The sequence below is a fragment of the Streptomyces cinereoruber genome, assembly GCF_009299385.1.
Classification (GTDB): domain Bacteria; phylum Actinomycetota; class Actinomycetes; order Streptomycetales; family Streptomycetaceae; genus Streptomyces; species Streptomyces bikiniensis.
Window position 1 is genome coordinate 1,571,460 of record NZ_CP023693.1, and the last position, 26,997, is coordinate 1,598,456.

The window sequence follows — 26,997 nt, forward strand, 5'->3', positions numbered from 1 at the left end:
CGTCGTCTCAATCTCCGCTTCGTCCTTGCCCGTTCACCACGTCGAGGACCCCGGGCAGGGCCCGGACGAAGGCGTCCGCCTCGGCGTCGGTGAGGAGCAGCGAAGGCATGATCCGTACGACGTCGGGCGCGGGCGCGTTCACCAGGAGGCCGGCGTCCTGAGCCGCCTGCTGCACCTGGGGCGCGAGGGACTCCGTGAGCACGATACCCAGCAGGAGGCCCGCACCACGGACGTGGGAGACCAGCGGGTGGCCCAGGGCCTCGATTCCCTGCCGCAGCCGCTCCCCGACCGCCTTCACGTGGTCGAGGGCCGCGTCCGCGGCGAGGGTGTCCAGGACGGCGAGTCCGGCGGCGCAGGCGACCGGGTTGCCGCCGAAGGTGGTGCCGTGGTGGCCGGGGCCGAAGAGGTCGGCGGCCGGGCCGAAGGCGACGGTCGCGCCGATCGGGAGGCCGCCGCCGAGGCCCTTGGCGAGGGTCACGACGTCCGCCTCGACGCCCTCCGCCTGGGCCGCGAACCAGTGGCCGCAGCGGCCGATGCCGGTCTGGACCTCGTCGAGGACGAGCAGGGTGCCGGTGGCGCGGGTGATCTCCCGGGCCGCCTTGAGGTAGCCGGGGGGCGGGACGACGACGCCGTTCTCGCCCTGGATCGGCTCGATGATCACCAGGGCGGTGTCCTCGGTGACCGCGGCCCGCAGCGCCTCGGCGTCGCCGTACGGCACGTGGGTGACGTCGCCGGGCAGCGGCAGGAAGGGGGTCTGCTTGGCGGGCTGGCCGGTGAGGGCGAGGGAGCCCATGGTCCGGCCGTGGAAGCCGCCGTGGGTGGCGACCGTGTGGGGGCGGCCGGTGAGCCGGCCGAGCTTGAAGGCGCCCTCGACGGCCTCGGCGCCGGAGTTGCAGAAGAAGACCTTGCCGGGCCGGCCGAAGAGGCCGAGGAGCCGTTCGGCGAGGGCGACGGGCGGTTCGGCGACGAACAGGTTGGAGACGTGGCCGAGGGTGCCGATCTGGCGGGAGACGGCCTCGACGACGGCCGGGTGGGCGTGGCCGAGGGCGTTGACGGCGATGCCGCCGACGAAGTCCAGGTACTCCTTGCCGTCGGCGTCCCAGACCTTGGCGCCCTCGCCGCGGACGAGGGGCAGCCGGGGCGTGCCGTAGTTGTTCATGAGCGAGCCCTGCCACCGGCGGGTCAGCTCGGCGTTGCCAGTGTCAGTGCCGGTGCCCGTGCTGTCGTTGCTGCCGTTGCTGTCGTCGGCGCTCATCAGTCCCCCTGTCCGTGGTGGCCGTCCGGTACGACCATCGTGCCGATGCCCTCGTCGGTGAAGATCTCCAGCAGGATCGAGTGCGGGACCCGGCCGTCGATCACCCGGGCCGTGGTGACCCCGTTCCGTACGGCGTGCAGGCAGCCCTCCATCTTGGGGACCATGCCGCTGGAGAGCTCGGGCAGCAGCTTCTCCAGCTGGCTCGCGGTGAGCCTGCTGATGACCTCGTCGCTGTTCGGCCAGTCCTCGTAGAGACCCTCGACGTCGGTCAGGACCATCAGGGTCTCGGCACCCAGCGCCGCAGCGAGTGCCGCAGCCGCCGTATCAGCATTGACGTTGTAGACATGTCCGTCGTCCTGGGAGCGTGCGATGGAGGAGATGACCGGGATCCGGCCGTCCTCCAGGAGTGCTTCGATGGCGCCGGTCTCGATGGCGGTGATCTCGCCGACCCGGCCGATGTCGACCTGCTCGCCCTCGATGAGCGGCCGGTGCTGCGTGGCGGTGATGGTGCGGGCGTCCTCGCCGGTCATGCCGACGGCGAACGGGCCGTGCTGGTTGAGCAGTCCGACGAGTTCGCGCTGGACCTGTCCGGCGAGCACCATCCGTACGACGTCCATCGCCTCGGGGGTGGTGACCCGGAGGCCGGCCTTGAACTCGCTGACCAGGCCGTGCCGGTCGAGGGCGGCGTTGATCTGGGGGCCGCCGCCGTGCACCACGACCGGCCTGAGGCCGGCGTGCCGCAGGAAGACGACGTCCTGGGCGAAGGCGGCCTTGAGGTCCTCGTCGACCATGGCGTTGCCGCCGAACTTGATGACGACGGTCCTGCCGTGGTGGCGGGTGAGCCAGGGCAGGGCCTCGATGAGGATCTGGGCCTTGGGGAGCGCGGTGTGCTTCCGCGTGGCGCCGGTCACGACGAGTACGCGCTGTTCTCGTGGACGTAGTCCGCGGTGAGGTCGTTGGCCCAGATGACGGCGGACTCGGAGCCGGCGGCGAGGTCGGCGGTGACGGTGACCTCCCGGTAGCGCATGTCCACGAGGTCGCGGTCCTCGCCGACGGAGCCGTTCTTGCAGACCCAGACGCCGTTGATGGCGACGTTGAGCCGGTCGGGCTCGAAGGCGGCCGAGGTGGTGCCGATGGCGGAGAGCACCCGGCCCCAGTTGGGGTCCTCGCCGTGGATGGCGCACTTGAGGAGGTTGTTGCGGGCGATGGTGCGGCCCACCTCGACGGCGTCGTCCTCGGTCGCGGCGTTGACCACCTCGATGCGGATGTCCTTGCTGGCGCCCTCGGCGTCGCCGATGAGCTGGCGGGCGAGGTCGTCGCAGACCGTCCGTACGGCCTCGGCGAACTCGTCCCGGGCGGGGGTGAGGCCGGAGGCGCCGGAGGCGAGGAGCAGGACGGTGTCGTTGGTGGACATGCAGCCGTCGGAGTCGACCCGGTCGAAGGTGGTGCGGGTGGCGCTCCGGAGGGCGGCGTCGAGGCCCTCGGCGTCCACGTCGGCGTCGGTGGTGAGGACGACGAGCATGGTGGCGAGGCCGGGGGCGAGCATGCCGGCGCCCTTGGCCATGCCGCCGACCGTCCAGCCGTCCTCGGTGACCACGGCGGTCTTGTGGACGGTGTCGGTCGTCTTGATGGCGATGGCGGCCTTCTCGCCGCCGTGCTCGGAGAGTTCGGCCGCGGCCTTCTCGACGCCGGGGAGGAGCTTGTCCATGGGGAGCAGGACGCCGATGAGGCCGGTGGAGGCGACGGCGACCTCACCGGCGCCGACCTCCTCGCCCTGCGCGGAGAGGACTTCGGCGACCTTCTCGGCGGTGGCGTGGGTGTCCTGGAAGCCCTGGGGGCCGGTGCAGGCGTTGGCGCCGCCGGAGTTGAGGACGACGGCGGTCAGTTCGCCGTCGGTGAGGACCTGCTGGGACCAGACGACGGGGGCGGCCTTGACGCGGTTGGAGGTGAAGACTCCCGCGGCGGCGCGGCGGGGCCCGGTGTTGACCACGAGGGCCAGGTCCGGGTTGCCGTTCTGCTTGATCCCGGCGGCGATGCCCGCCGCCGTGAATCCCTTCGCTGCGGTGACGCTCACGGAGCGACTCCAATCGTGGAAAGTCCGGTCGCCTCGGGGAGCCCGAGGGCGATGTTCATGCTCTGCACCGCGCCGCCGGCGGTGCCCTTGGTGAGGTTGTCGATGGCGCTGATCGCGATGATCCGCTGCGCGCCGGGGTCGTACGCGACCTGGATCTGGACGGCGTTGGAGCCGTAGACGGACGCGGTCGCCGGCCACTGCCCCTCGGGGAGCAGGTGGACGAACGGCTCGTCCGCGAAGGCCTTCTCGTACGCGGTCCGTACGGCCTCGGCGGTGGTTCCCGGCTTCGCGGCGGCCGTGCAGGTGGCGAGGATGCCGCGGGGCATCGGGGCCAGGGTGGGCGTGAAGGAGACGGTGACCCGCTCCCCCGCCGGTCCGCTGAGGTTCTGGATCATCTCGGGGGTGTGGCGGTGGCCGCCGCCGACTCCGTACGGGGACATGCTGCCCATGACCTCGCTGCCGAGCAGGTGCGGCTTGGCGGCCTTGCCGGCGCCGGAGGTGCCGGAGGCGGCGACGATCACGGCCTCGGGCTCGGCGAGGCCGTGCGCGTACGCGGGGAAGAGCGCGAGCGAGACGGCGGTGGGGTAGCAGCCGGGCACCGCGACGCGCTTGGACCCCTCCAGTGCGGCGCGGGCGCCCGGCAGTTCGGGGAGGCCGTAGGGCCAGGTCCCGGCGTGCGGGGAGCCGTAGTACGTCTCCCAGTCGGCCGGGTCCTTCAGCCGGAAGTCGGCGCCCATGTCGACGACGAGGACGTCCGGGCCGAGCCGCTCGGCGACGGCGGCGGACTGGCCGTGCGGCAGCGCGAGGAAGACGACGTCGTGCCCGGCGAGTTCCTCGGCGTCGGTGGGCACGAGGACGCGGTCGGCGAGCGGGAACAGGTGGGGCTGGAGGGCCCCGAGTCGCTGACCGGCGTTGGAGTGGCCGGTCAGGGCCCCGATCTCGACATGGGGGTGCGCCAGGAGCAGACGCAGGAGCTCTCCGCCCGCGTATCCGCTCGCACCCGCCACTGCTACTCGTACCGTCATCGAAACCCTCCTCATGGATGGCATGACTATACGCAAGGCCGCACTTTTATGCAACGAGTGATGGGGGCCTCGACGTCGCTCCGTACGCCCGCCCGCCCGGGGCGCCGGCGTCATCCGGCACCATTCGGCGTTATTCGGCGTTATTCGGCGGCGGAACGGTCCTCGCGCTCCCACTTCCGGCGAAAGATCGCGGAGAGACGGTGGTCGTGCTCGTAGCCGGGCCGGGAGAGCGGGCCGAGTCGTTCGATCGCCTCGTCGGCGCGCGGGTCGTGGCGCCGGAGGAGGCCGTAGGCGGCATTGAGCCGCGTCTCGAACTCACCCTCGTCGCGCAGGGCCGCGAGGGCGTCGGCGATCGCCCCGGTGCGGTCCGTGCCGCTCGCGACGGCCTCCGCGGCTCGGGCCCGCACTTCGGCCGCGGGGTCCCGGAGCAGGGCGACGACGGCGTCCGTGAAGCCGGGGCCGGTGCCGTGGGCCGCGGCCAGCGCCCGGGCGGCTCCGGCGCGCACGTCGCGGTCCTCGTCCCGGGCGAGCGCGAGCAGGGCGGCGCGGATCGCCGCGCCGGGGGCGGGGCCCTCCCCGTCGAACAGGAGAAGGGGGACCCGGGCGCGGACACGCGGATCCGAGTGACCGGCGTGCCGCAGCCCCACGGCTTCCAGCTCCCGGTGCTCCGCCTCGCCGAGGACGCGGAGCACCTCGGCGAGGACGCGGGGGTCGCTCTCGCCCTCGGTCGCCCAGGCGACGAGCAGTTCCGCCGTCTCCCGCTCGTAGGAGTTCCGCCAGTTCGAGATGAAGAGGAGGTGGAGGCGGAGGACGTCGAGGACGAACAGCCGGCGTTCCGGATCCGGGCAGTGGCGGTGCGCGGTGACGGCCGACCACGTCTCCCTGCCGCGCCGCTTGTCGAGGGTCCACAGGGCGGCCGACCGGTCGACGTGCTCCGGGTCGTGCCGCGCCACGGCCCTGGCCACCAGTTCGTCCACGGGTGCCAGGACGCGGAAGGCCCATTCCAGCTCGGTGAGGATCGCGCCGTGCCCGTCGCGGACCGTCAGGCCGCCGAGCGTCAGCTCCGGCACGGAGCCGTACTCGTCGTCCCTCACCGACGACCGGCGGACGGGGCCGGATCCGCCCACCCTGTCCCGGAGCCCCTCCTCCGCGCCCCGCTCGTACCAGCGCCGGGCCAGGGCGAGCAGTCGCTCCCTCTCGGCCTCCGGGAGACGCGTCCGGGGCTCCCGGCCCAGTACGGCGGTCACGACCGCCGGGGAGCCGCCTTCGACCGCCCGTACCAGCGGGGTCGTCCCGTCCGGCAGCCGCCGGTCCGGGTCCGTGCCGCCCTCGGCGAGTGCCTCCGCGACGGCGGCGTCGTAGGCGGCGACCGCGAGGCAGAGCACCGGCAGGCCGTCGTCCGTGACCGTGTCCGGGTCCGCTCCGGCCTCCAGCGCGGCGGTCACGGCCTCCGCGTCCCCCCGCTCGGCCGCCGCCACGAGCCGCTCGTCGTCCATGTTCCGCCGTCCCCCCGTCCCGTACCGGAGCGGATCGTCGGCCGTCCGTCCCGGTTCACCGCGCACGTTACGTCGGATGCGGCCGCGCCACGGATACGGGCGGGCGGGCACGCCCCCCTTCTCGGCCCGGCCGCATCCGCGCCCCCGGCCCCTTTCCACGGTCTCCCCCGACCCTCTTTGCATGACCATGCGAGATGATGCATACTCTTCCCATGTCCAAGGTCCTCACCTCCCTGCCCGCCGGCGAGCGCGTCGGCATCGCCTTCTCCGGCGGCCTCGACACCTCCGTCGCGGTCGCATGGATGCGCGACAAGGGCGCCATCCCCTGCACCTACACCGCCGACATCGGCCAGTACGACGAGCCCGACATCGCCTCGGTGCCCGGTCGCGCGAAGACCTACGGTGCCGAGATCGCGCGCCTGGTCGACTGCCGGGCGGCGCTGGTCGAGGAGGGCCTCGCCGCGCTCACCTGCGGCGCGTTCCACATCCGCTCGGGCGGTCGCGCCTACTTCAACACCACGCCCCTGGGCCGCGCCGTCACCGGCACGCTGCTCGTCCGGGCGATGCTGGAGGACGACGTCCAGATCTGGGGCGACGGCTCGACCTTCAAGGGCAACGACATCGAGCGGTTCTACCGCTACGGCCTGCTCGCCAACCCCCACCTGCGGATCTACAAGCCGTGGCTGGACACCGACTTCGTGACCGAGCTCGGCGGCCGCAAGGAGATGTCGGAGTGGCTCCTCGCCCACGACCTCCCCTACCGGGACAGCACGGAGAAGGCGTACTCCACCGACGCCAACATCTGGGGCGCCACCCACGAGGCCAAGACCCTGGAGCACCTGGACACGGGCGTCGAGACCGTGGAGCCGATCATGGGCGTCCGGTTCTGGGACCCGTCGGTCGAGATCGCCACGGAGGACGTGACGATCGGCTTCGACCAGGGCCGCCCGGTCACCATCAACGGCAAGGAGTTCGCCTCCCCCGTCGACCTGGTGATGGAGGCCAACGCCATCGGCGGCCGCCACGGCATGGGCATGTCGGACCAGATCGAGAACCGGATCATCGAGGCCAAGAGCCGCGGCATCTACGAGGCCCCGGGCATGGCCCTGCTGCACGCCGCGTACGAGCGCCTGGTCAACGCGATCCACAACGAGGACACCCTCGCCCAGTACCACAACGAGGGCCGGCGCCTCGGCCGGCTCATGTACGAGGGCCGGTGGCTGGACCCGCAGGCCCTGATGGTCCGCGAGTCGCTCCAGCGCTGGGTCGGCGCGGCCGTCACCGGCGAGGTGACGCTGCGGCTGCGGCGCGGCGAGGACTACTCGATCCTCGACACCACGGGCCCGGCGTTCAGCTACCACCCGGACAAGCTGTCCATGGAGCGCACCGAGGACTCGGCCTTCGGCCCGGCGGACCGGATCGGCCAGCTCACCATGCGGAACCTCGACATCGCCGACTCCCGCGCCAAGCTGGAGCAGTACGCGGGCCTCGGCCTGATCGGCAGCGGCGGCCCGGCCATCGGCGCCGCGCAGGCCGCCGCGACCGGACTGATCGGCAGCATGCCGGAGGGCGGGGCCGAGGCCATCGCCTCGCGCGGCGAGTCCTCGGGCGACGACGAGCTGCTCGACCGGGCCGCGATGGAGTTCGGCACGGACTGACGCGCGGGCGCCGGGCGGCGCCCCGGCGGTACGGAAGGCCGGTACGGCGCCTCGGTGCCGTACCGGCCTCTTCGCTGTCCGCCTTTTGCCGCCGGTCTGTCCCTAGGGGCGGCGGACCGCGCGCAGGATCACGAACTTCGGGTCGCTCGCGACCAGTTCGCTGTTGCCGAAGACGCGGCGGAGGGTGACGTGGTAGCCGAGGTGCCGGTTGCCGACGACCCACAGTTCGCCGCCGGGGCGCAGGGCGCGCCGGGCGTCGGCGAACATGCGGCGGGCGGTGCGGTCGGTGGTGGCCTGGTGGCTGTGGAACGGCGGGTTGTTGAGGACCAGGTCGAGCGAGCCGGGTTCCAGGTCCGCGAGCCCGTCGCCGACGTGGAACCCGGCCGTGCGCCCCTCGCCCGCGTGGGCGCGGAAGTTCTCCTCGGCCGAGGCGACGGCCTGGTACGACTCGTCGGTGAAGACCAGCTCCGCCTCCGGTTCGGCGAGGGCGACCGCGAGGCCCACCACGCCGTTGCCGCAGCCGAGGTCCGCGACGCGGGCCCGGCCGATGTCGCGGGGCAGGTGCGCGAGGAGGAAGCGGGTCCCGATGTCGAGGCGGTCGGCGCAGAAGACGCCGGCGTGGTTGGCGACGGTCCGTCCGGGGAGGCCGGGCGCGGGGGTGTCGGCGGGGAGGTCGTACCGGTACGGCCAGGGGTTCGGGCCCGGGGCGGCGGCCGGGTCGGGGGTGGTGTGGATCAGCCGGGCCTTCTTCACCGCGAGGGAGGTGCGGGTGGGTCCGAGGATCCGCTCGAAGAGCTTCAGCGTGGAGGTGTGGATCTCCTTGACCATGCCGGTGCCGACGATCACGGTGCCCTCGTGGACGGCGGGCGCGAGACGGTGCAGCTGGTCCTCCAGGAGCGCGAGGCTCTTGGGGACGCGGACGAGGAGCACGTCGATCCGCTCGGGCGGCGGGTCCTGGGTGGTGAGCAGCCGGACGGCGTCCGGGGCGGCGCCGGCGCGCGCGAGGTTGGTCCGGGTCGCCCGCCCGCCGAGGTACGAGTCGGTGATCTGGACCAGTGCGCCGGGGCCCGCCGCCTGGAGCGCGGTGACGAGGGCGCCCCAGCGGTCGCCGAGGACGGCGACGGTGCCGGAGAGGTCGGTGCCGGTCTCGGCCAGGTGTCCGAGGAGGTACTCGTCGGACGCGTCCCAGGCGCGCAGCGGGTCGCGCGGGTCCTCGGGGTGGCGGGTGAGCGTGAAGGCGCCCCATGACGTGCTCAAACGGTTCATCGTGGGTTCAGGCTAGCCGGTCGCGGGGGCGGGCCGCCCTTCTCCGCCGTGCGCCCCGTCCCGGTGACGCGGGCGGGCCCCTCAGCGCAGGGCCGCGTCGAGCTGGAGGTGCCAGAGGCCGGGGCGGCCGGTGAGGGTGACGGTGGAGAGGGGGCGGACGTCCACGTTCCAGTACGTGGCGGGCGGCGCCTTCAGGGCGTACACGAGGGCGGCCCGTACGACGGAGGGTTCGGCGACGGCGACGATGGCGCCGTCCTCGGCGGGGCGGGTGTCGAGCCAGTTCCCTATCCGGGTGATGAAGGCGAGGAGCGGTTCGCCGCCGTGCGGGGCCGTGCGGGCGTCGGTGAGCCAGGCGTCGACGGCGGCCGGTTCGAGGGCGGCGACCTCGGCGAGGGTCAGGCCGCGCCAGCGGCCCATGTCGCAGTCGCGCAGCGCGGGCTGGACGAGGGGCGCGTAGCCGAGGGCGGTGCCGGTGGCGCGGCTGCGCGGGGTCGGGGAGCAGTAGCGCAGTTCGGCCGCGCCGAGCGGGATGAGCGCGGGCGCGGCCTGCTGCACCTCGTACCAGCCGGCCTCGTCCAGCGGCCGGTCGTCGTCGAACCGTTCGGCGAGCAGGGAGGAGCTGCGTGCCGCCGTGACGAGCGTCACCCGAAGACTCATGGCGGCGATCGTGAGGCCGGTGGCGCCGCCGGTCAAGGGGTCGCTTCGAGGGGGCGGAGGGAGTGCGGCTCACTGCCGCCCGAGAGCCATCCACATGTCCGGATTTCGGAGTGGCGCGAAACCCACCTTCTCGTACACGCCGTGCGCGTCGGCGGTGGCGAGCATGATGCGGCTCAGCCCGTACGGCTCCAGGTGGTCCCGGACGGCGGTGACGAGCGCGGTGCCGAGGCCGGTGCCGCGGGCCGGGCGGTCGACGTAGACGTCGCAGAGCCAGGCGAAGGTGGCGTAGTCGGTGATGACGCGCGCGTAGGCGCTCATCTCGCCGGTCTCGCGGTGGTAGGCGCCGAGGTTGAGCGAGCCGGCGATGGCCCGGTCCTGCTTCTCCCGAGGTCGGCCGTGGGCCCAGTAGGAGTCGGTGGAGAGCCAGTGGTGGACGCGGGCGGCGTCGATCCGGGCCGGGTCGGACGAGATCTCGTACGCCCCGTGCAGGACGGGGCCCTCCGGGAGGCTGCTGTCGGTCATGGGCGCAGGCTTCCAGGAGGGCGGGGGCTTGTCAGGTGATTTCACCGGGAGCCGGGGCGGGGCGGAACGCCCGTACGGCACGGTCCCGGGGTCAGCCGGTGAGTTCGTCCACCGCCGTCCGCAGGCGGCGCACCCCCTCCGCGATCTCCGTGGGGCCCGCGACACCCGCGAAACTCAGCCGGATGTGGCCGGCGGGCGGTTCGGCGCAGAAATAGGGGCGGCCGGGGGCGACGGCGACCCCGGTGCGCAGGGCGGTGGCGTGGAGGGAGGCCTCGGGCAGGGTGTCGGGGAGGCGCAGCCAGAGGTGGTGGCCCCCGGAGGGGATGTGCGGCAGGGCGAGTTCGGGGAGGTGGTGGGCGAGGGCGCCGGTCATGGCGTCCCGGCGGCCCTTGAGCTCCTGGGAGACGGCGCGGAGGTGGCGGGGCCAGGCCGGGGAGCCGACGAGTTCGAGCGCGGCCTCCTGGAGGGGCCGGGGGACGAAGAAGCTGTCGACGACCTGGATGGCGCGCAGCCGTTCCAGGACGGGGCCCCGGGCGGCGAGGGCGCCGACGCGGAGGCTGGGCGAGGTGGGTTTGGTGAGGGAGCGGACGTGGACGACGACGCCGTCCGGGTCCTCGGCGGCGAGGGGTTCGGGGAGCGGCGGGGCGTCCTCGTGGACGAGGAGGCGGGCGAAGTCGTCCTCGACGACGAAGGCCCCGGCGGCACGGGCGATCCGGACGACCTCCCGGCGCCGCTCCGGCCCGAGGACGGCGCCCGTCGGGTTCTGGAAGAGCGGCTGGCAGACGAGGACGCGGGCCCCGGTGGCGCGGAACGCGGCTTCGAGGAGTTCGGGGCGGACTCCCCCGGCGTCGGCGGGCACGGGGACGGGCCGGAGTCCGGCGGCGCGGGCGACGGCGAGCATGCCCGGGTAGGTGGGCGACTCGACCAGGACGGGGGCGCCGGGCGGGGCGAGGGCGCGCAGGGCGGTGGTGATCGCGGACTGGCCGCCGGCGGTGACGAGGACCTCGGCCGCGGTGACGCCGCCGCCGATCTCGCGCGCGAACCACGCGCGCAGCTCGGGCAGGCCGTCGACGGGCGGCCTGCCCCAGGCGCCGGGGCGGCGGCCGGCCCGCGCGAGGGCGGCGGCGAGGGCCCGTTCGGGCTGGAGGGAGGGGTGGAGGTAGCCGCCGTTGAACTCGATCGTGCCGGGCGGCGGCGCGGAGAGGGTGACGAGGACGCCGGAGGCGTCGACGGACCGGGGCACGAGTTCGGTGGCGGTGTCGGCGCTGAGGGCGACCTCCTGCCAGGAGGTGTCCCCGGCGGCCGGGGTGGGGGTACGGGGCTCCGCGCGGAAGGCGCCGGCGCCGGGGCGGGTGACGACGAGCCCTTCGGCGGCGAGCTGGGCGAGGGCGCGGGTGACGGTGACCGGGGAGACGCGGTAGCGCTCGACGAGCGCCCGACTCGACGGCAGCTTTCCTCCTGGGGAGTAGCGGTCGAGCTCAAATCTCAGGGATTTCACGAGTTCCGCGACACTGCTACGCTCATGCATGAGGACACACGATAGCGCTACTGCTCCTGACGCGATAGCGGTCACCGGCCCGGGGGCCCGCACCGCCGGGGCGTCCGGCCCTTCGACTCCCGCGCCCGGCTCCCGGGCCGCGGCCTCCCAGGCCCCTGGCTCCGGCTCCCGAGCCGCTGTCGCCGGTTCTCGGACCGCGGCCCCCCGGGTCCCCGACTCCGGCCCCGACTCCGGCCCCGATTCCCGGGCCACCGTTTCCCGGGCCCCCGCCCCCGACTCCCGGCGCCGTGGCACCCTGCTCGCCGGGCTCGGTGTCGTCGCGTTCTCCCTCACCTTCCCCTCGACCGTCTGGGGCCTGGAGAGCTTCGGCCCCTGGTCGCTCGTGGCCGTGCGGTCCGCCCTCGCCGCGCTCCTCGCCGGCGTCTTCCTGCTCGCCGGTCGGGTGCCGCTGCCGGAGCGGCGCCACTGGGCGGGGCTCGCGGTGGTCGCCGGCGGTGTCGTCATCGGCTTCCCGCTCCTGACCAGCCTGGCCCTGCAGACCTCCACCACCTCCCATGCCGCCGTGGTGGTGGGCCTCCTGCCGCTCACCACGGCCGCCTTCGCCGCCCTGCGGACGGGCCGGCGCCCCTCCCGCACCTTCTGGATCGCGGCCGTCTCCGGAGCCGTGGTGGTGCTCGGCTTCACGCTCGCGGAGAGCGGCGGGGCGCTCTCGACAGGCGACCTGTACCTGTTCGGGGCGCTGCTCGTGTGCGCGGCCGGGTACACCGAGGGCGGCCGGCTCGCCGGGCTGATGCCGGGCTGGCAGGTCATCGGCTGGGCCCTGGTCCTCTGCCTGCCGCTGATGGTGGCCGCCTCGGCCGTCGCCCTGTCCCTGGAGCCGGTCCGCCTCAACGCCCACGGCGTCATCGGCCTGGTGTGGGTCGCCGCCGGCTCGACCTTCTTCGGCCTGTACGTCTGGTACCGGGGCATGGCCGCGATCGGCATCCCGAAGGCCAGCCAGCTCCAGCTCGCCCAGCCGCTCCTCACCCTCGTCTGGTCGGTCACCCTGCTCGGCGAGACCCTGTCGCCGGCCGCCCCCGTCGCGGCGGTCGCGGTCCTGGTCTGCATCGCGGTCACCCAGCGGTCGAAGTCGTGAGCCGGAGGCCGGGAGGCCAGGCGCGACGGAACCGGCCGAAAAGGGTCACAATGACAAGCAGAGGCCTTGAAGACTCGAAGAACGGGAGACCGGCACGGGTCCGGTCGCGAGGAGGTCACCCCGATGCAGGCGAGCGTGGGCGACAAACTGCTGGTGCACGGACGGACCGTAGGCCACCACGACCGTACGGCCGAGGTCCTTCAGGTACTGGGGGAGAACGGCACTCCCCCGTACCGCGTGAAGTTCGACGACGACGGACACGAGGCCCTGATGTCGCCGGGCCCCGACGCCGTCGTGCGTCACCGCCCGGAGGCGAAGTCAGGCTGAGCGGCGAGGTCCGACCGAGAGGCCAGGACCGGCTGAGGAGCAGGAACCGGCCGGGAGGCCGTCACCCCGGCGGGCGGACCCTGGTCGGGTAGTGGTCGGCCACCACGGCGGCCATCGCCCCGATCCGGTCCCGCGCGACCTCCTTGGCCGAGAAGAAGCAGTGGCCGCCGACCCCGGCGTACCCCTTGGCCAGCTCCAGATGGCGCGAGAGCTCCCCCGGGTCCTGCCAGGCGGCCGGCTGGGCGGGGTCGCCCGCCTTGTGGAGCGCCTCGCCGACGTAGAGGCCGACGCCGGTGCCCCGTACCGTCTCGTCCCACCAGGGCAGCAGCTCGGCGTAGTCCGCCGCGGGCAGGCCGATGTGCCAGTACAGCTGTGGCACGACGTGGTCGAGCCACCCCTCCCGCACCCACTTGCGGGTGTCGGCGTACAGGTCGTCGTACGTCTGGACGCCGGCGTTCGTGTTCGAGCCCTCCGGGTCGGTGGCGCGGTTCCGCCAGACCCCGAAGGGGCTCACGCCGAAGGCCACGTCCGGCTTGGCAGCCTTGATGCGGGCGGACATCTCGGAGACCAGCAGATCGGTGTTGTGCCGCCGCCAGGACGCCTTGTCGGGGAAGTCCCCGCCGTGGCGCGCGTACGTCTCGTCGTCGGCGAAGGCCTGTCCGGCGACCGGGTACGGGTAGAAGTAGTCGTCCCAGTGCACGGCGTCGATGTCATAGCGGCGCACCGCGTCCAGCATGGCGTCCTGGACGAAGCGCCGGACCTCGGGAAGGCCGGGGTCGTAGTACAGCTTCCCGCCGTAGGGCAGCACCCACTCGGGGTGCCGCCGGGCCGGGTGGGAGGCGGTGAGCCGGGCCGGGTCGGTGTGGTTCGCCACCCGGTACGGGTTGAACCAGGCGTGCAGCTGGAGGTCCCGCGCGTGGGCCTCGGCGACGGCCGTGCCCAACGGGTCCCAGCCGGGGTCGCGGCCCTGGGTGCCGGTCAGGCACTCCGCCCACGGCTCGTACGGCGAGGGCCACAGGGCGTCGGCGGTCGGCCGGACCTGGAGGACCACGGCGTTGAGGCGCCGCTCGGCCGCCGTGTCGAGGTGGACGAGGAGCTCGGAGCGCTGCTGCGCTGCGGTCAGGCCGGGCCGGGAGGGCCAGTCGATGTTGGCGACCGTCGCCAGCCACATGCCGCGGAACTCCCGGCGGCGGTACGGCCTCCCCCGCGCCTGGCTCCTCACCTCGGGCGCCGCACCCGCCTCCGTCACCCCGCGAACCGCTTCGTCCGCCGCCACCGCTGCTCCTGTCGTCCCCGTCGTTGCTGTCGTTCCCGTCACGGCGAGCGCCGCCCCGGCGGCTCCGGCCACGAACCCTCTTCTCCCGATAGGCCGCACTTGTACCCCTCCTGTGTTGGATACGTCACACTCACCGGGAGAGCATGCCCACGTCCCGGGCGATCGATCATCGGTTAATGAGCGGTAACGTCGTGGGACAGAGGCGGACGCACCGGAATCGCACGGCCCCGCCGCCGGCAGAGAGCGAAAGGCACGAGGTGACGGACTCCATGGCCGACATTGAGCGCGTCGGAGTGGTGGGCTGCGGCCAGATGGGCGCGGGCATCGCAGAGGTGTGTGCCCGGAGCGGCCTTGACGTGAGGGTCGCCGAGACCACCGGCGAGGCGCTGGAGATCGGCCGCACGCGGCTCTACAACTCGCTGTCGAAGGCCGCCGAACGCGGCAAGATCAGCGAGGAGGAGCGGGACGCGACGCTCGCGCGCCTCAGCTTCACCACCGACCTGGGCGAGTTCGCCGACCGCGACCTCGTCATCGAGGCCGTGGTGGAGAACGAGCAGGTCAAGACCGAGATCTTCCAGGTCCTCGACCAGGTGATCACCCGGCCGGACGCCATCCTGGCCTCGAACACCTCCTCCATCCCGCTGGTGAAGCTGGCCGTGGCGACCTCCCGCCCCGACCAGATCATCGGCATCCACTTCTTCAACCCGGCCCCGGTGCAGAAGCTCGTCGAGCTGATCCCGGCCCTCACCACCTCCGAGGGCACGATCAGCCGGGCCCAGGCCTTCGCCGAGAAGACGCTGGGCAAGCACGCGATCCGCGCCCAGGACCGCTCGGGCTTCGTGGTGAACGCGCTGCTCGTGCCGTACCTGCTCTCCGCGATCCGGATGTTCGAGTCGGGCATCGCGAGCCGCGAGGACATCGACAACGGCATGGAGTTCGGCTGCGCCCACCCGATGGGCCCGCTGAAGCTGTCCGACCTGATCGGCCTGGACACGATCGCCTCGATCGCCGACTCGATGTACTCGGAGTTCAAGGAGCCGCTGTACGCCGCTCCCCCGCTGCTCCAGCGCATGGTGGACGCGGGCCGGCTCGGCCGGAAGACGGGCTCGGGCTTCTACCCGTACGCCTGACCCCGTCCCTCGCGGGACACCCTCAGACCACTCTCCGCACCACCCGGACGGCCCGTACTCCCGCACAGGTACGGGTCGTCCGGCCTTTCCCCTGCCTCTGGGCGCCGCTTCCGGCTCAGCCGAGGCGCAGGTGGTGGAGCATCAGCAGACCGGCGGCCATGTTGGCGGCCGGGACCTCGCCCCGGGCGATCATGTCGGGGATCTGCTTGAGCGGGATCCAGGCCCGCCGCGAGGACTCGAAGGCGTCCTCGGGGGGCCCGGTGTAGGTGGCCCGCTCCGCCCAGTAGAGGTGGTGGCGGGCGTCGGTGAGGCCGTTGGAGGGCTCGACGGTGAGGAGGTGGCGCAGCGGCCCCGGCCGCCAGCCGGTCTCCTCCTCCATCTCGCGGGCGGCGGCGGACTCGACGTCCTCGCCGTCCTCGACCACGCCGGCGGCCAGTTCCCAGCCCCAGCTGTCGGTGATGAAGCGGTGGCGCCAGAGCATCAGGACTTCGTCGGCCTCGTTGACGGCGGTCGCGACGGCGACCGGACGGAGCCGGATCAGGTAGTGGTCCAGGTGGCGGCCGTCCGGGAGTTCGACGTCCGCGAGGTTCACCCGGAACCAACGGTTCTCATAGACAGAGCGTTCGCTCAGCTTCGTCCACTGCACGTTCTTGCCACCTTCCGACTGATCGGAGCTTGTTCGGTGGCAATATCGCAGCAGTCGGAGACCCGAAGGGGACCGGAGACGACCGGAAAGGATCGTCAAGGGGCGGAAAGGAGCAGGGGGAGGGCCCGGAAGGAGGCAGAGGCAGGGGTCGGAAGAGGTCAGAGGGAAGCAGAGGGGTTCAGAGGGGGACGCGCAGCGCCCCGTCGATGAGCGCCGCCGCCTCCCGCGCGTCCTCCGCGCCGCTCGCGAGCAGGTGCTCCCGCACCTCCCGCAGCCGGTCCCGCAGCCGCCGCGACTCCGTCCCGCGCGCCAGCTCCGTCATCTCCACGGCCGTGTGTGCCGCCCCGTCGGCCTCCCCCTGCCGGAGCTGGACCCGGCACAGCATGGCGAGCCGGTGGACCCGCCCCCGGTCGTGCGAGGGCGCCCCGACCGCCGCCGTGGCGTGCTCGTGGGCCGCCGGGAGGTCGCCCAGGCCGAAGAGGGCCTCCGCGATCTGCACGTTGACGAGCCCCGGCTGCACATAGCCCGTCTCGGCCGGTTCCTCGCCCGGACTGATCCGCTCCGCCGCCGCCTCGGCCCGCCGGATGCAGGCGAGCGCGGTCGCGCCGTCGCCCAGGTGCGCGTACGCCTTCGCCTGCATCGCCGTCAGGTCGGCGGCGAGCGCCGGGGTGATCTGCCGCCCCGCCGCCCGCAGCGCCGCCTCCGCGAACGCCACCGCCTGCCGGTACTCGCCCGTGAACAGCGACTGGTTGACGAGGAGCGCGATCACGTACGCGCCGAGCCCCCGGTCTCCGCTGGCCTTCGCGAGCCGCAGCGCCTGGTGGAAGTAGCGCTGGGCCAGGCCGTGGGCGTCGGCGTCGTAGGCGCAGATCCCGGCCACCGCCACCAGGCCGCCGGCGGCGCGGTGCAGCCGCCGTCCGAGGTCGTCGCCGTAGCTTCCCCGGAGCAGCGGCGCCGTCTCGGTGGTGAGGAAGCCGACGATCCGGGCCCGGGTCGCGATGCCCCCGGCCTTGCGGTACATCTGCTCGTAGTGGGTCCGGGCGGCGACCAGGACGTCGATGTCGGCGGCCGAGACCGCGGTCCGGCCGGTGCGGGAGACGTCCGTGTCCTCCGGCGGGTTCTCCCACTCCCAGACGGGCATCACCGCGGGGGTGCCGGTCAGGGCGGGCGCGGCGACGATGTGCGGCCGCTGCTGCTCGTCGGAGCGCCAGAGGGCGGCCGCCCGCTCCACGAAGCCGGAGAGCGGCGAACCGGGCGCAGGGACCGGGCCGCCCGGCACCCCGAGGCCGATGTCGTCCAGGGTCACCTGCCGGTCCAGCCGGGCGGCGAGCACCTCGCAGATCAGGTCCGGCACCTGGCCGCGCGGCCGCTGGCCCTTCAACCAGCGGGCCACGGCGGTGTGTTCGTAGCGCAGGGTGAGTCCCCTGGCCCGGCCGGCCCGGTTCACCCGGGTGGCGAGGCCGGCGTGCGAGACGCCCGCTTCGTCGAGCAGGGCGTCGAGCAAGGTGTTGGGCTGCATGGCCGCTCCGGTCCGCTCGGTGAACTCAGCGTAGCGGTGGCCGATTTCGTACGGGGCAAAGTGACGTGGAGTGGCCCGTACGGGGGGATTCGCGCACACGAGGTGTACGCGCGGAGGGTCCGGGAGGCCTCCTCCGAGGGTTTCGCACGGGGTGTGAACGAAGCACCCGTTCTTCCGGTCCGCGTGCTCTGCCGCGCCCGGCCCGTCCCCGGTTGACTGTGCTTCTCGCCGCAAGGCGACGACCGGGCCGCCGGCTCCCCCTCGTACAGTGCGGCCGCCCGGTCCGCGTCGCCCGCCCCGCTGATCTGCCCGACACTCCGTGGCGGGGCGGGCGGCGCCGGTACCGTCCCCTCCCTCCCCTCAGGGGGAGGAGGGGGCGGGCCGGGGCCGGCGCAGCCCGGGTTCGGCGGGCTGCGCCGGCACCCTGGCGCGGTCGTTCCGTACGACGAGGAGCGCGATGTCGTCGGCGAGCCGGCCGCCCGTGTGGTGCAGCAGCTCCGCGTGGACCCGGCGGACGAGCGCCGCGGGCGCCTCGCCGGGCGGCCCGGCCAGGGCGGCGTCGAGGGCGAAGAACCGGCCCCGGTGGTCCCGGGCCTCCTCCGCGCCGTCGGTGTGCAGGACGAGGGTCTCGCCGGGCAGCAGCCGGGCCGCGGTGTACGGGGCGAGGCCGGCGGGCAGCGGCAGCACGCCGAGCGGGGGCAGCGGGTCCCCGACGGGCAGCCGCTCCGCCTCCCGTCCGAGGCGGTACGGGCCGGGGTGACCGCAGTTGAACACGGAGAGCCGCCCGTCGGGCCCGATCTCCAGGAGCAGCAGGGTCACGAACTCCTCGGCCGCCGGGTGCTCGGGGTCCGTCCCGGCCCGCGCCGGGTGCTCGTCCCGGGCCCGCTCCCGCAAGTGCCGCTCCAGGGCGCGCTCCAACCGCCGCAGCACCCCCGCGAGTTCGGGCTCGTCATGGGCGGCCTCGCGGAAGCTGCCGAGCAGCGCGACCACGGCGCCGAGCGCGGCGAGCCCGTGGCCCCGGACGTCCCCGACGACGATCCGCACCCCGTAGGGGGTGGCCACCGCCTCGTACAGGTCGCCGCCGACGGAGGCGCCCCGGGAGGCGGAGAGCTGCCCGGCGGCCAGGGTCAGCCCTTCGAGACGGCCCGGCGGGGGCCGCAGCAGCACCTGCTGGGTGGCCTCCGCGACGGCCCGCGCCCGCGCCAGCTCCCTTGCGAGGCCGCGCCGGACGCCGAGGACGAGCCCGATGCCGACGGAGAGGAAGACGACGCTGGTGGCGATCCGTATCGGCAGCCCGGGCTCCCGGGCCGACGGACAGGCGAACTTCCACGCCACGGCCACCGCGCCCCAGGCGGCGGGAGGAGCGAGCGGGGCCAGCCGGCGGAGCCGGGAGCCATCGGAGTCCAACGACCTCGTACGGATCATGCACGGCCCTTCCCGAGCCCCGACAGCGCCCGAAGGCCCTGCGGCACGCAGGTCCGCCCCTGCGACCGCGTCGATTCTCCCGACCGCACCCATCCCCGCGGAACACCCCCCACCGATCTCACCCGAAGGAGTGAGCACCCCCGGCGCGCCGCCCCGCGCCAGGGTCGCGCCATCGGCACGGACGTGCCATTCCCGTAAGGGTGTGCGTGCCGTGGCCCCCGGAAAGGACGGAGGGCCGCCCCGGAGAGGATCTCCGGGGCGGCCCTCCTGGTGCCGCTGGGTGGCGCCGCGGGGTCAGGCGCCGCGCAGGACGGCGCCGGTGCGGTCGGTGGCCAGGGCGACGGCCGCGTCGCGGGCCGCGGTGGCCTCGTCGACCGTCAGGGTGCGGTCCGGGGCGCGGAACTTCAGGGCGTACGCCAGGGACTTGGTGCCCTCGCCGAGCTGGTCGCCGGTGTAGACGTCGAACAGCCGGATGGACTCCAGGAGTTCGCCCGCGCCCTCGCGCAGGGCGGCCTCGACCTCGGCGGCCGGGACGCCGTCGGCGACGACCAGGGCGACGTCCTGGGTGGCGACCGGGAAGGAGGAGATCCGGGGGGCCCTGAGGGGACCCTCGTTCGCCTTCTCCAACAGGTCCAGGTCGATCTCCATCGCGCAGGTGCGGGCCGGGAGCCCGAACGCCTTCACCACGCGCGGGTGGAGCTCGCCCGCGTGGCCGACGAGGACCTTCTCACCGTCCGCCTCGACGTGGAACGCGGCGCAGCGGCCCGGGTGCCAGGGAGCGTGCTGGTCGGCGCTGATGATCAGCTCGACCCCGGCCTCGGCGGCCACGGTGCGGCCGGCCTCGACCGCGTCCGCCCAGTCGGACGGACGTCCCTTGCCCCACCAGCCGGCCTGCTCGCGCGCACCGGCGAGGACGACGGCGACCCGGCGCGGCTGCGCGGGCAGCACGGCGTTGACCTCGGCGATCTCCTCGTCGGTGGGGCGGCGGTCGACGGGCAGCCGGACGGCGACGCCGGGCCGGCCCTCCGGCCGGAAGACCAGACCGGTCTCGAAGAGGGCCAGGTCGTGGCCGCCCCGGCTGTCGTTGCGGCGCAGCGCCCCGAGCAGGCCCGGGAGCAGCGTCGTACGGAGCGCGGGCTCCTCGTCCGAGAGCGGGTTGACCAGCTTCACCAGGCGGCGACGGGCGTCGTCCGCGTCGAGGCCGAGGTTGTCGAGGGCCTGCTCGCCGATGAACGGGTAGTTCAGGGCCTCGACGTAGCCGGCGCCGGCCAGGGCGCGGCCCACTCGGCGGTGGACGCGCTGGCGCTCGGTGAGCCCGCGGCCTGCCGGGGGCTTGGGCAGCGTGGAGGGCAGGTTCTCGTAGCCCTCCAGGCGGATGACCTCTTCGGCCAGGTCGTTCGGCTCGTTGAGGTCGGGGCGCCACGAGGGCACGGTGACGACCAGCTCGTCCTGGCCGTAGACGTCGCAGCCGACCTCCTGGAGGCGCCGGACGACGGTCTCGCGGCCGTAGGCGACGCCCGCGACCTTGTCCGGGTGGTCCGCCGGGATGACGATCGTCCGGGGCGCGGACGGGGCGACGACCTCGGTGACGCCGGCCTCGGCCGTGCCGCCCGCGAGCAGCACGAGCAGGTCGACGGTGCGCTGCGCGGCAGCGGCGGCGGCCTGCGGGTCGACGCCGCGCTCGAAGCGCTTGGACGCCTCGGAGGACAGCTTGTGGCGGCGGGCCGTGCGGGCGATCGAGATCGGGTCGAAGTGCGCGGCCTCGACGACGACCTCGGAGGTGCCGGTGACGACGCCGGTCTCCGGGTCGAGGACCGGGTCTGCGATCTCCGTGTTGGCGCCGCCCATGACGCCCGCGATGCCGATCGGGCCGCGGTTGTCGGTGATGACCAGGTCGGCGGCGTCCAGGACGCGCACGGTGCCGTCGAGCGTGGTGATCTTCTCGCCGGCCTCGGCGCGGCGGACCCCGATGGGGCCGTCGAGCCGGGTGCGGTCGTAGGCGTGCAGCGGCTGGCCGAGCTCCAGCATCACGTAGTTGGTGACGTCCACGGCCAGCGAGATCGGGCGCATGCCGGCCTTCTGGAGGCGGCGCTGGAGCCAGATCGGGGAGCGGGCCTCGGGCGCCAGGCCGACGACGGTGCGCGCGGTGAAGCGGTCGCAGCCGATCGGGTCGGTGATCTGGACCGGGTAGCCGTACGAGTTCGGCGCGGGCACGTCGAGCAGCGCCGGGTCGCGCAGCGGCAGGCCGTAGGCGGTGGCCGTCTCGCGGGCGACGCCGCGCATCGAGAGGCAGTAGCCGCGGTCCGGGGTGACGGCGATGTCGAGGACCTCGTCGAACAGCTCCAGGAGGACCGTGGCGTCGGTGCCGACCTCGTGCTCCGGCGGCAGCACGATGATGCCGTGCGAGCCGTCGTCGCCCATGCCGAGCTCGTCGCCGGAGCAGATCATGCCCCGGGAGACGCGGCCGTACGTCTTGCGCTCGGCGATCCGGAAGTCGCCGGGGAGGACGGCGCCGGGCAGGGCCACGACGACCTTGTCGCCCTCGGCGAAGTTCCGGGCGCCGCAGATGATCTCCTGGGGCTCGCCGGTGCCGTTGGCCTGACCGACGTCGACGGTGCAGAAGCGGATGGGCTTCTTGAACTCCGTCAGCTCCTCGATGGTGAGGACCCTGCCGACCACCAGCGGGCCGGACAGGCCGGCGCCGAGCTGCTCGACGGTCTCGACCTCGAGGCCCGCGGAGATGAGTTTGGCCTGGACGTCGCGGCCGGTCTCCGTCGCCGGCAGGTCGACGTACTCCCGCAGCCAAGAAAGCGGGACCCGCATCAGATCTCCATCCCGAACGGCCGGGTGAACCGGACGTCACCCTCGACCATGTCTCGCATGTCTTCGACGTTGTGGCGGAACATCAGCATCCGCTCGATGCCGAACCCGAAGGCGAATCCGCTGTACTTCTCGGGGTCCACGCCGCAGGCGACGAGCACCTTCGGGTTGACCATGCCGCAGCCGCCGAGCTCGATCCAGCCCTCGCTGCCGCAGGTGCGGCAGGGCCGGTCCGGGTTGCCGACGGACTCGCCGCGGCAGACGTAGCAGAGCATGTCCATCTCGGCGGACGGCTCGGTGAACGGGAAGAAGTTCGGGCGCAGCCGGGTCTTCATGTCCGGACCGAAGAGCGCCTGGACCATGTGGTCGAGGGTGCCCTTGAGGTCGGCCATGGTGAGGCCCTCGTCGACGGCGAGCAGTTCGATCTGGTGGAAGACCGGGGTGTGCGTGGCGTCGAGCTCGTCGGTGCGGTAGACGCGGCCGGGGCACACGACGTAGACCGGGGGCTCCCGGTCGATGAGCGTGCGGGCCTGCACCGGGGAGGTGTGGGTGCGCAGGACGACGCCGGACTCGTCGCCGGTCGTGCCCTCGGGGCCCTCGACGAAGAAGGTGTCCTGCATCTGGCGCGCCGGGTGGTCCGGGACGAAGTTGAGGGCGTCGAAGTTGAACCACTCCGCCTCGACCTCGGGGCCCTCGGCGACCTCGTACCCCATGGAGACGAAGACGTCGGAGACGCGCTCCATGAGGGTGGTCAGCGGGTGGCGGGCGCCGGCCGGGACGCGGTCGTACGGCAGGGTGACGTCGACGGCCTCCTCCACGAGGACGCGGGCGTCGCGCTCGGCCTCCAGCTCGGCCTGGCGGGCGGCGAGCGCCTTGGAGACGACGCCGCGGGCCTGGCCCACGAGCTTTCCGGCGGCGGCCTTGGCCTGCGGGGGCAGGGCGCCGATCTCCCGGTTGGCGAGCGCCAGCGGCGAGGTGCCACCGGTGTGGGCGGTCTTCGCGTGCGCGAGCGCGTCGAGGTCGCCCGCGGCGGCGAAGGCGGCGAGCGCCTCGTCCCGCATGCGCTCGATCTCTTCCGGTTTCAGTGCCTCGACCTCAACCGGGTCGTACGACTTATTGGGTGCGGACATCTCTTCCCGTGCTTCCGTTGGCTTGGCTGGGCGGCCCCGCTCGACGTCAAGGGCGCAAACGTGCCAAAGGTCGAGTCTAACGGGGTGGGGGGACGCGAATGAGCCCGTGGGCAGGCCGGGCGGCTCCTGATCGTCCGAGGTCTCGCGGGGTGAGACGTCAGAGGAGGTGGGCCGGGGTGCCGACGGGCAGGGTAAATCGGAACTCGGCCCCGCCGCGGGGGCCCCGTCCGACGGTGATGGTTCCGCCGTGGGCCTCGACGACGCCCTTGACGATGTAGAGGCCGAGTCCGGTGCCGCCGCGCTTGCTGCCCCGCCAGAAGCGGGTGAAGACGCGGTTCATGGACTCCTCGGGGATGCCGGGGCCCTCGTCGCTCACGGTGACCTCCGTCCCCTCTTCTCCGTCGTCGCCCGCCGTGGTGGGTGCCACCTCGATGGTGACGGTTCCCTCGCCGTGGCGCACCGCATTTTCGAGGAGGTTCCCGAGGATCTGGTCGATCTTGTCGGGGTCGGCCCAGAGCGGGGGCAGCTGGGGCCTGATCCGTACGAAGAAGCGGTCCGGGGACTGGCCGCCGGTGGTGTGGGCGTGGACGTGCCGGCCGACGGCCGCCGCGATGTCGACGGGCTGGCGGCGCACCTCCAGGCGGCCGGAGTCGATCCGGGAGATGTCGAGGAGTTCGGCGATGAGCCGCTTGATGCGGCCGGCGTCGGCGTCGACGGTCTCCAGCATCAGCCGCTTCTGCTCGTCGGTGAACCGCTCCCACTTGTGCAGGAGGGTGGCGGTGAAGCCCTTGACGGAGGTCAGCGGGGAGCGCAGCTCGTGGGCGACGGTGGCGATGAGCTCGGCGTGGCTGCGTTCGGTGCGGCGGCGGGCCTCGGTGCCGCGCAGGGAGACGACGACCCGGCGGACGGGGCCGGTGGGGTGCTCGCGGACGTAGCGGGCGGAGACGAGGACCTCGCGGCCGCCGGGCAGGAGCAGGTTGCGCTCGGGCTGCCCGCTGCGGGTGGCGAGTCCGCCGTACGGGTCGGTCAGCGCCCACCAGCGGCGGCCCTTGAGGTCCTCCAGGGGCAGCGCCCGGTCGAGGGGGAGGCCGAGGGCCCGGTCGGCGGGGAGGGCGGTGATGCGGGCGGCGGCGGCGTTGAAGCAGACGACGCGGCCGGTGCCGTCGGCGACGACGAGGCCGTCGGGCAGGTCGTCGGGGCGGACCCCGGCGAAGCCGGCGGGGTCGGCAGGGCCGGGGAGGTCTGCGGGGGCGGTGCGGACCGTGGTGCCGGTGGTGCCGGCGGGGGTCTGGGTGCCCGCAGAGTCGGCGGGAGCGGTGCGGGCGGCGGCCGTGGTGCCGGTGGGAGTCGCGGCGTCGGCGGGGGCCGCGGCGTCCGCCGTGTCCGCGGGTCCGGCCCGTTCCGGGGCGTGCGGCCCGGTGCTCCGTGCCTCCGTGGAACTGCCCGTGCCGGCCGTCATCCCCGTCCCCCACCCCTTCGTGTGACGCGCAGTGGGCCCCCGAGTGCGTCACTCTACTGGGCGGGCGGGGCGGAATGGGCCCTTCCGGGGTCCCTCAGGCGGAGGTCCGGGGGCGCTGGGCGCGCGCGGAGGCGTACAGGCAGACCGCGGCGGCGGTGGCGAGGTTGAGGCTTTCGGCCTTGCCGTGGATCGGGACGCGGACGACGGCGTCGGCGAGGGCCCGGGTCTCCTCGGGCAGCCCCCAGGCCTCGTTGCCGAAGATCCAGGCGGTGGGCCCGCCCATGGTGCCGGCGTCCAGCTCGTCGTCCAGGTCGTCCCGTCCGGCCCCGTCGGCGGCGAGGATCCGTACGCCCGCGGCCTTGAGTCCGGCGACGGCCTGCTCGACGGGGACGCCGACGGCCACCGGCAGGTGGAAGAGCGAACCGACCGAGGCGCGCACGGACTTGGGGTTGTAGAGGTCGACGGAGGCGTCGGTGAGGACGACGGCGTCGGCGCCGGCCGCGTCGGCGCAGCGCAGCACGGTGCCGGCGTTCCCGGGGTCGCGCACGTGGGCGAGGACGGCGACCAGCTTGGGGCGGGCCGCGACGATCTCCTCGAACGGCGAGTCGAGGAACCGGCAGACGCCCACGAGCCCCTGCGGGGTGACGGTCTGGGAGACCTCGGCGAGGACGGCGTCGGAGGCGTGGTGGACGCGGGCCCCTGCGGCGCGGGCCGCGTCGACGATGGCGGCGTAGCGCTCGGCGGCCTCGACGGTGGTGAACAGCTCCACGAGGGTGGGCTCCCCGCCGGGTCCCCGGTGCTCGACGGCCTCGCGGACGGCCTGGGGGCCCTCGGCGATGAAGAGGCGGTCCTTGCCCCGGAAGTTGCGCTTGGCGAGCCGCCGGGCGGCGACGACGCGCGGGGAACGCGGGGAGATCAGCTCGGGGGTGACCATGGCGTGCGGCGGTTCTCTCTTCGGGGCCGGGGGCTGCGGGGGCCGGGGACGGTCGCGGCCCGGTACGGGCGCGGGGACGCGTCACGCGCGCGGGTGCGCCACGGGTACGGGTACGGCGCGGGCCGGGTGGTGCGGGGGGCCGACGCACCCGGACCCGCAGGCGCGTGAGCGACTGCGGGTCCGGGCGGAGGTACTGCGGCCTGGAAGATCAGGCGGCGGCCTTCGGGGCGTTGACGTCGGCCGGGAGGGCCTTCTGCGCGACCTCGACCAGCGCGGCGAACGCGTTGGCGTCGTTGACGGCCAGCTCGGCGAGGATCTTGCGGTCCACCTCGATGTTGGCGGCCTTCAGACCCTGGATGAGGCGGTTGTACGTCATGCCGTTCAGGCGGGCAGCGGCGTTGATGCGCTGGATCCACAGCTGACGGAAGTCGCCCTTGCGCTTCTTGCGGTCGTTGTAGTTGTAGACCAGCGAGTGGGTGACCTGCTCCTTGGCCTTGCGGTACAGGCGCGAACGCTGACCGCGGTAGCCGGAGGCCTGCTCGAGGATCGCCCGGCGCTTCTTGTGGGCGTTGACTGCCCGCTTGACGCGTGCCACTTCTTAACTCCTTGTAGCGGGGTCGTGGTGGTCCTCACACGACCCGGAAAACGGATGGGTCCCGGTCTGTGCCGGATGCCCTCGTCGCCGAGGGCGGGAGATCAACTCAGATGCCCAGCATCTTCTTGATCTTGGCGGCGTCACCCGGGGCCATCTCGGCGTTGCCGGTGAGGCGACGCGTCAGCTTGGACGACTTGTGCTCGAGCAGGTGGCGCTTGCCGGCGCGCTCCCGCAGGATCTTGCCGGAGCCGGTGACCTTGAAGCGCTTCTTGGCACCGGAGTGCGTCTTGTTCTTCGGCATGGCGCCGTTCTCTCCTCGTCAGTGGCGCTCCCCCCGGCGCGGGCACCGGTCTGCGGGGAGCGTCATTCTTCGATTGGGTGGGAACCGGGCGGAACCCGGGGGCCGCCTGCGGGGCAGCCCCCTCGGATCACGCCTCGGCGTTCTCGGCCGGGGTCTCCGGGGCGGTCGCCTCGGGGGCCTCGGCGGCGGCCTCGGACGAACCGCCCTGGCGCTCCGCCTTGCGCGCGGCCTGGGCCTCGCGCGCCTCGGCCATGGCCTCGGTCTTCTTCTTGTGCGGACCGAGAACCATGATCATGTTCCGGCCGTCCTGCTTCGGGTTGGACTCGATGAAACCGAGTTCCTGGACGTCCTCGGCGAGGCGCTGCAGGAGTCGGTAACCGAGTTCGGGCCGGGACTGCTCACGACCACGGAACATGATCGTGATCTTGACCTTGTCGCCCTGCTTGAGGAACCGTACGACGTGACCCTTCTTGGTGTCGTAGTCGTGCGGGTCGATCTTCGGCCGGAGCTTCATCTCCTTGATGACCGTGTGCGCCTGGTTCTTGCGCGCCTCACGGGCCTTCATGGCCGACTCGTACTTGAACTTCCCGTAGTCCATGAGCTTGCACACGGGCGGGCGGGCGTTCGCCGCGACCTCGACCAGGTCGAGGTCGTACTCCTGAGCGAGCTCCAGGGCCTTGGCAAGCGGCACAATGCCGACCTGCTCGCCGCTGGGGCCGACAAGACGCACCTCGGGAACGCGAATCCGCTCGTTGATGCGGGGCTCGGCGCTGATGGATCCTCCTCGGTAGCACCACGCGACCGCCTTGGCGGACGGACACGTCACGTGAAACAGTTGAGACCAACCGC

At 73.5% G+C, this 26,997-nt stretch carries 24 protein-coding genes; 4 read left to right on the top strand and 20 right to left on the bottom strand.

Going from position 1 to position 26,997, the window contains the following annotated elements; all coding sequences use genetic code 11:
- Nucleotides 1-7 precede the first annotated feature (7 nt).
- The 5 genes from CP977_RS06875 to CP977_RS06895 all read right to left on the bottom strand — a co-directional run bounded on the left by CP977_RS06875 (nt 8) and on the right by CP977_RS06895 (nt 5,850).
- On the bottom strand, nt 8-1,255 hold the full coding sequence (locus tag CP977_RS06875; protein WP_152369776.1) for an acetylornithine transaminase: 1,248 nt from the start codon (nt 1,253-1,255) through the stop codon (nt 8-10).
- Nucleotides 1,255-2,166 (bottom strand): acetylglutamate kinase, encoded by a 912-nt coding sequence (gene argB / locus CP977_RS06880; protein WP_062758610.1) that lies wholly within the window; start codon nt 2,164-2,166, stop codon nt 1,255-1,257. Before argB ends, CP977_RS06875 begins: the two co-directional genes overlap by 1 nt.
- Nucleotides 2,163-3,329, bottom strand: coding sequence for a bifunctional glutamate N-acetyltransferase/amino-acid acetyltransferase ArgJ (gene argJ, locus CP977_RS06885; RefSeq protein WP_062758613.1), 1,167 nt, complete (start codon nt 3,327-3,329; stop codon nt 2,163-2,165). Before argJ ends, argB begins: the two co-directional genes overlap by 4 nt.
- Complete coding sequence (gene argC / locus CP977_RS06890) at nt 3,326-4,354, bottom strand: N-acetyl-gamma-glutamyl-phosphate reductase (protein ID WP_062758617.1); 1,029 nt, start codon at nt 4,352-4,354, stop codon at nt 3,326-3,328. Before argC ends, argJ begins: the two co-directional genes overlap by 4 nt.
- Nucleotides 4,355-4,494: 140 nt before the next feature.
- Nucleotides 4,495-5,850, bottom strand: a complete 1,356-nt coding sequence (locus CP977_RS06895; protein WP_152369777.1) for an ankyrin repeat domain-containing protein — start codon at nt 5,848-5,850, stop codon at nt 4,495-4,497.
- 212 nt (nt 5,851-6,062) lie between these two features.
- On the opposite strand from CP977_RS06895, the gene argG reads away from it, so the two are divergent.
- Entirely contained in the window at nt 6,063-7,508 is a 1,446-nt protein-coding gene (gene argG / locus CP977_RS06900; protein WP_062758623.1) for an argininosuccinate synthase, read from the top strand.
- Nucleotides 7,509-7,610: 102 nt separating this feature from the next.
- Here argG and CP977_RS06905 read toward each other — a convergent pair whose 3' ends face one another.
- The 4 genes from CP977_RS06905 to CP977_RS06920 form a co-directional block, all read right to left on the bottom strand.
- Nucleotides 7,611-8,774 (bottom strand): methyltransferase, encoded by a 1,164-nt coding sequence (locus tag CP977_RS06905; protein ID WP_183953307.1) that lies wholly within the window; start codon nt 8,772-8,774, stop codon nt 7,611-7,613.
- An 81-nt stretch (nt 8,775-8,855) separates the two neighbouring features.
- Nucleotides 8,856-9,431 carry a histidine phosphatase family protein gene (locus CP977_RS06910; protein WP_062759690.1) on the bottom strand — a complete coding sequence of 192 codons (576 nt, stop codon included), beginning with the start codon at nt 9,429-9,431 and terminating at the stop codon, nt 8,856-8,858.
- 69 nt (nt 9,432-9,500) lie between these two features.
- Nucleotides 9,501-9,953: a GNAT family N-acetyltransferase gene (locus tag CP977_RS06915; RefSeq protein WP_062758629.1), complete on the bottom strand. Its 453-nt coding sequence runs from the start codon at nt 9,951-9,953 to the stop codon at nt 9,501-9,503.
- Nucleotides 9,954-10,044: 91 nt separating this feature from the next.
- Entirely contained in the window at nt 10,045-11,481 is a 1,437-nt protein-coding gene (locus CP977_RS06920) for an aminotransferase-like domain-containing protein (protein ID WP_062758633.1), read from the bottom strand.
- Here CP977_RS06920 and CP977_RS06930 point away from each other — a divergent pair.
- Nucleotides 11,480-12,586, top strand: a complete 1,107-nt coding sequence (locus CP977_RS06930) for a DMT family transporter (protein WP_229991594.1) — start codon at nt 11,480-11,482, stop codon at nt 12,584-12,586. The genes CP977_RS06920 and CP977_RS06930 overlap by 2 nt on opposite strands.
- A gap of 123 nt (nt 12,587-12,709) precedes the next feature.
- Nucleotides 12,710-12,913 (top strand): DUF1918 domain-containing protein, encoded by a 204-nt coding sequence (locus CP977_RS06935; protein ID WP_062758639.1) that lies wholly within the window; start codon nt 12,710-12,712, stop codon nt 12,911-12,913.
- Nucleotides 12,914-12,974: 61 nt separating this feature from the next.
- On the opposite strand, the gene CP977_RS06940 is transcribed toward CP977_RS06935, so the two are convergent.
- Nucleotides 12,975-14,261, bottom strand: a complete 1,287-nt coding sequence (locus tag CP977_RS06940) for a glycoside hydrolase family 10-like protein (RefSeq protein ID WP_372460694.1) — start codon at nt 14,259-14,261, stop codon at nt 12,975-12,977.
- A 197-nt stretch (nt 14,262-14,458) separates the two neighbouring features.
- On the opposite strand from CP977_RS06940, the gene CP977_RS06945 reads away from it, so the two are divergent.
- Nucleotides 14,459-15,319, top strand: a complete 861-nt coding sequence (locus CP977_RS06945) for a 3-hydroxybutyryl-CoA dehydrogenase (protein ID WP_062759692.1) — start codon at nt 14,459-14,461, stop codon at nt 15,317-15,319.
- Between the two features lie 115 nt (nt 15,320-15,434).
- Here the strand turns inward: CP977_RS06945 and CP977_RS06950 are convergent, their stop codons facing one another.
- The 10 genes from CP977_RS06950 to infC form a co-directional block, all read right to left on the bottom strand.
- Nucleotides 15,435-15,965, bottom strand: a complete 531-nt coding sequence (locus CP977_RS06950; protein ID WP_053649196.1) for an NUDIX hydrolase — start codon at nt 15,963-15,965, stop codon at nt 15,435-15,437.
- Between the two features lie 178 nt (nt 15,966-16,143).
- The gene (locus CP977_RS06955) at nt 16,144-17,484 is read right to left on the bottom strand and encodes an NsdA family TPR-like regulatory protein (RefSeq protein ID WP_152369778.1); all 1,341 of its coding nucleotides are present in this window, start codon (nt 17,482-17,484) and stop codon (nt 16,144-16,146) included.
- Between the two features lie 360 nt (nt 17,485-17,844).
- Nucleotides 17,845-18,909: a PP2C family protein-serine/threonine phosphatase gene (locus CP977_RS06960; RefSeq protein WP_062758648.1), complete on the bottom strand. Its 1,065-nt coding sequence runs from the start codon at nt 18,907-18,909 to the stop codon at nt 17,845-17,847.
- Nucleotides 18,910-19,203: 294 nt separating this feature from the next.
- Nucleotides 19,204-21,732: a phenylalanine--tRNA ligase subunit beta gene (pheT, locus tag CP977_RS06965; protein ID WP_062758661.1), complete on the bottom strand. Its 2,529-nt coding sequence runs from the start codon at nt 21,730-21,732 to the stop codon at nt 19,204-19,206.
- Nucleotides 21,732-22,859 carry a phenylalanine--tRNA ligase subunit alpha gene (gene pheS, locus CP977_RS06970; RefSeq protein WP_109187020.1) on the bottom strand — a complete coding sequence of 376 codons (1,128 nt, stop codon included), beginning with the start codon at nt 22,857-22,859 and terminating at the stop codon, nt 21,732-21,734. The genes pheT and pheS overlap by 1 nt, the downstream gene beginning before the upstream one ends.
- Before the next feature lie 157 nt (nt 22,860-23,016).
- Complete coding sequence (locus CP977_RS06975) at nt 23,017-24,318, bottom strand: sensor histidine kinase (protein ID WP_229991593.1); 1,302 nt, start codon at nt 24,316-24,318, stop codon at nt 23,017-23,019.
- Between the two features lie 94 nt (nt 24,319-24,412).
- Entirely contained in the window at nt 24,413-25,252 is an 840-nt protein-coding gene (locus CP977_RS06980) for a TrmH family RNA methyltransferase (RefSeq protein ID WP_062758670.1), read from the bottom strand.
- Between the two features lie 208 nt (nt 25,253-25,460).
- Nucleotides 25,461-25,847: a 50S ribosomal protein L20 gene (rplT, locus tag CP977_RS06985; protein ID WP_019884941.1), complete on the bottom strand. Its 387-nt coding sequence runs from the start codon at nt 25,845-25,847 to the stop codon at nt 25,461-25,463.
- A gap of 106 nt (nt 25,848-25,953) precedes the next feature.
- Nucleotides 25,954-26,148, bottom strand: coding sequence for a 50S ribosomal protein L35 (gene rpmI / locus CP977_RS06990; protein ID WP_015032399.1), 195 nt, complete (start codon nt 26,146-26,148; stop codon nt 25,954-25,956).
- Nucleotides 26,149-26,275: 127 nt separating this feature from the next.
- On the bottom strand, nt 26,276-26,974 hold the full coding sequence (gene infC, locus CP977_RS06995) for a translation initiation factor IF-3 (RefSeq protein WP_078489921.1): 699 nt from the start codon (nt 26,972-26,974) through the stop codon (nt 26,276-26,278).
- Between the last annotated feature and the right edge of the window lie 23 nt (nt 26,975-26,997).

Excerpts from the sequence above, each read along its gene's own strand:
- CP977_RS06875 (WP_152369776.1), bottom strand. The coding sequence starts at position 1,255 with ATGAGCGCCGACGACAGCAACGGCAGCAACGACAGCACGGGCACCGGC.
- argC (WP_062758617.1), bottom strand. The coding sequence starts at position 4,354 with ATGACGGTACGAGTAGCAGTGGCGGGTGCGAGCGGATACGCGGGCGGA.
- CP977_RS06895 (WP_152369777.1), bottom strand. The coding sequence starts at position 5,850 with ATGGACGACGAGCGGCTCGTGGCGGCGGCCGAGCGGGGGGACGCGGAG.
- argG (WP_062758623.1), top strand. The coding sequence starts at position 6,063 with ATGTCCAAGGTCCTCACCTCCCTGCCCGCCGGCGAGCGCGTCGGCATC.
- CP977_RS06905 (WP_183953307.1), bottom strand. The coding sequence starts at position 8,774 with ATGAACCGTTTGAGCACGTCATGGGGCGCCTTCACGCTCACCCGCCAC.
- CP977_RS06910 (WP_062759690.1), bottom strand. The coding sequence starts at position 9,431 with ATGAGTCTTCGGGTGACGCTCGTCACGGCGGCACGCAGCTCCTCCCTG.
- CP977_RS06915 (WP_062758629.1), bottom strand. The coding sequence starts at position 9,953 with ATGACCGACAGCAGCCTCCCGGAGGGCCCCGTCCTGCACGGGGCGTAC.
- CP977_RS06930 (WP_229991594.1), top strand. The coding sequence starts at position 11,480 with ATGAGGACACACGATAGCGCTACTGCTCCTGACGCGATAGCGGTCACC.
- CP977_RS06920 (WP_062758633.1), bottom strand. The coding sequence starts at position 11,481 with ATGCATGAGCGTAGCAGTGTCGCGGAACTCGTGAAATCCCTGAGATTT.
- CP977_RS06935 (WP_062758639.1), top strand. The coding sequence starts at position 12,710 with ATGCAGGCGAGCGTGGGCGACAAACTGCTGGTGCACGGACGGACCGTA.
- CP977_RS06945 (WP_062759692.1), top strand. The coding sequence starts at position 14,459 with ATGGCCGACATTGAGCGCGTCGGAGTGGTGGGCTGCGGCCAGATGGGC.
- CP977_RS06955 (WP_152369778.1), bottom strand. The coding sequence starts at position 17,484 with ATGCAGCCCAACACCTTGCTCGACGCCCTGCTCGACGAAGCGGGCGTC.
- CP977_RS06960 (WP_062758648.1), bottom strand. The coding sequence starts at position 18,909 with ATGATCCGTACGAGGTCGTTGGACTCCGATGGCTCCCGGCTCCGCCGG.
- pheT (WP_062758661.1), bottom strand. The coding sequence starts at position 21,732 with ATGCGGGTCCCGCTTTCTTGGCTGCGGGAGTACGTCGACCTGCCGGCG.
- pheS (WP_109187020.1), bottom strand. The coding sequence starts at position 22,859 with ATGTCCGCACCCAATAAGTCGTACGACCCGGTTGAGGTCGAGGCACTG.
- CP977_RS06975 (WP_229991593.1), bottom strand. The coding sequence starts at position 24,318 with ATGACGGCCGGCACGGGCAGTTCCACGGAGGCACGGAGCACCGGGCCG.
- CP977_RS06980 (WP_062758670.1), bottom strand. The coding sequence starts at position 25,252 with ATGGTCACCCCCGAGCTGATCTCCCCGCGTTCCCCGCGCGTCGTCGCC.
- rpmI (WP_015032399.1), bottom strand. The coding sequence starts at position 26,148 with ATGCCGAAGAACAAGACGCACTCCGGTGCCAAGAAGCGCTTCAAGGTC.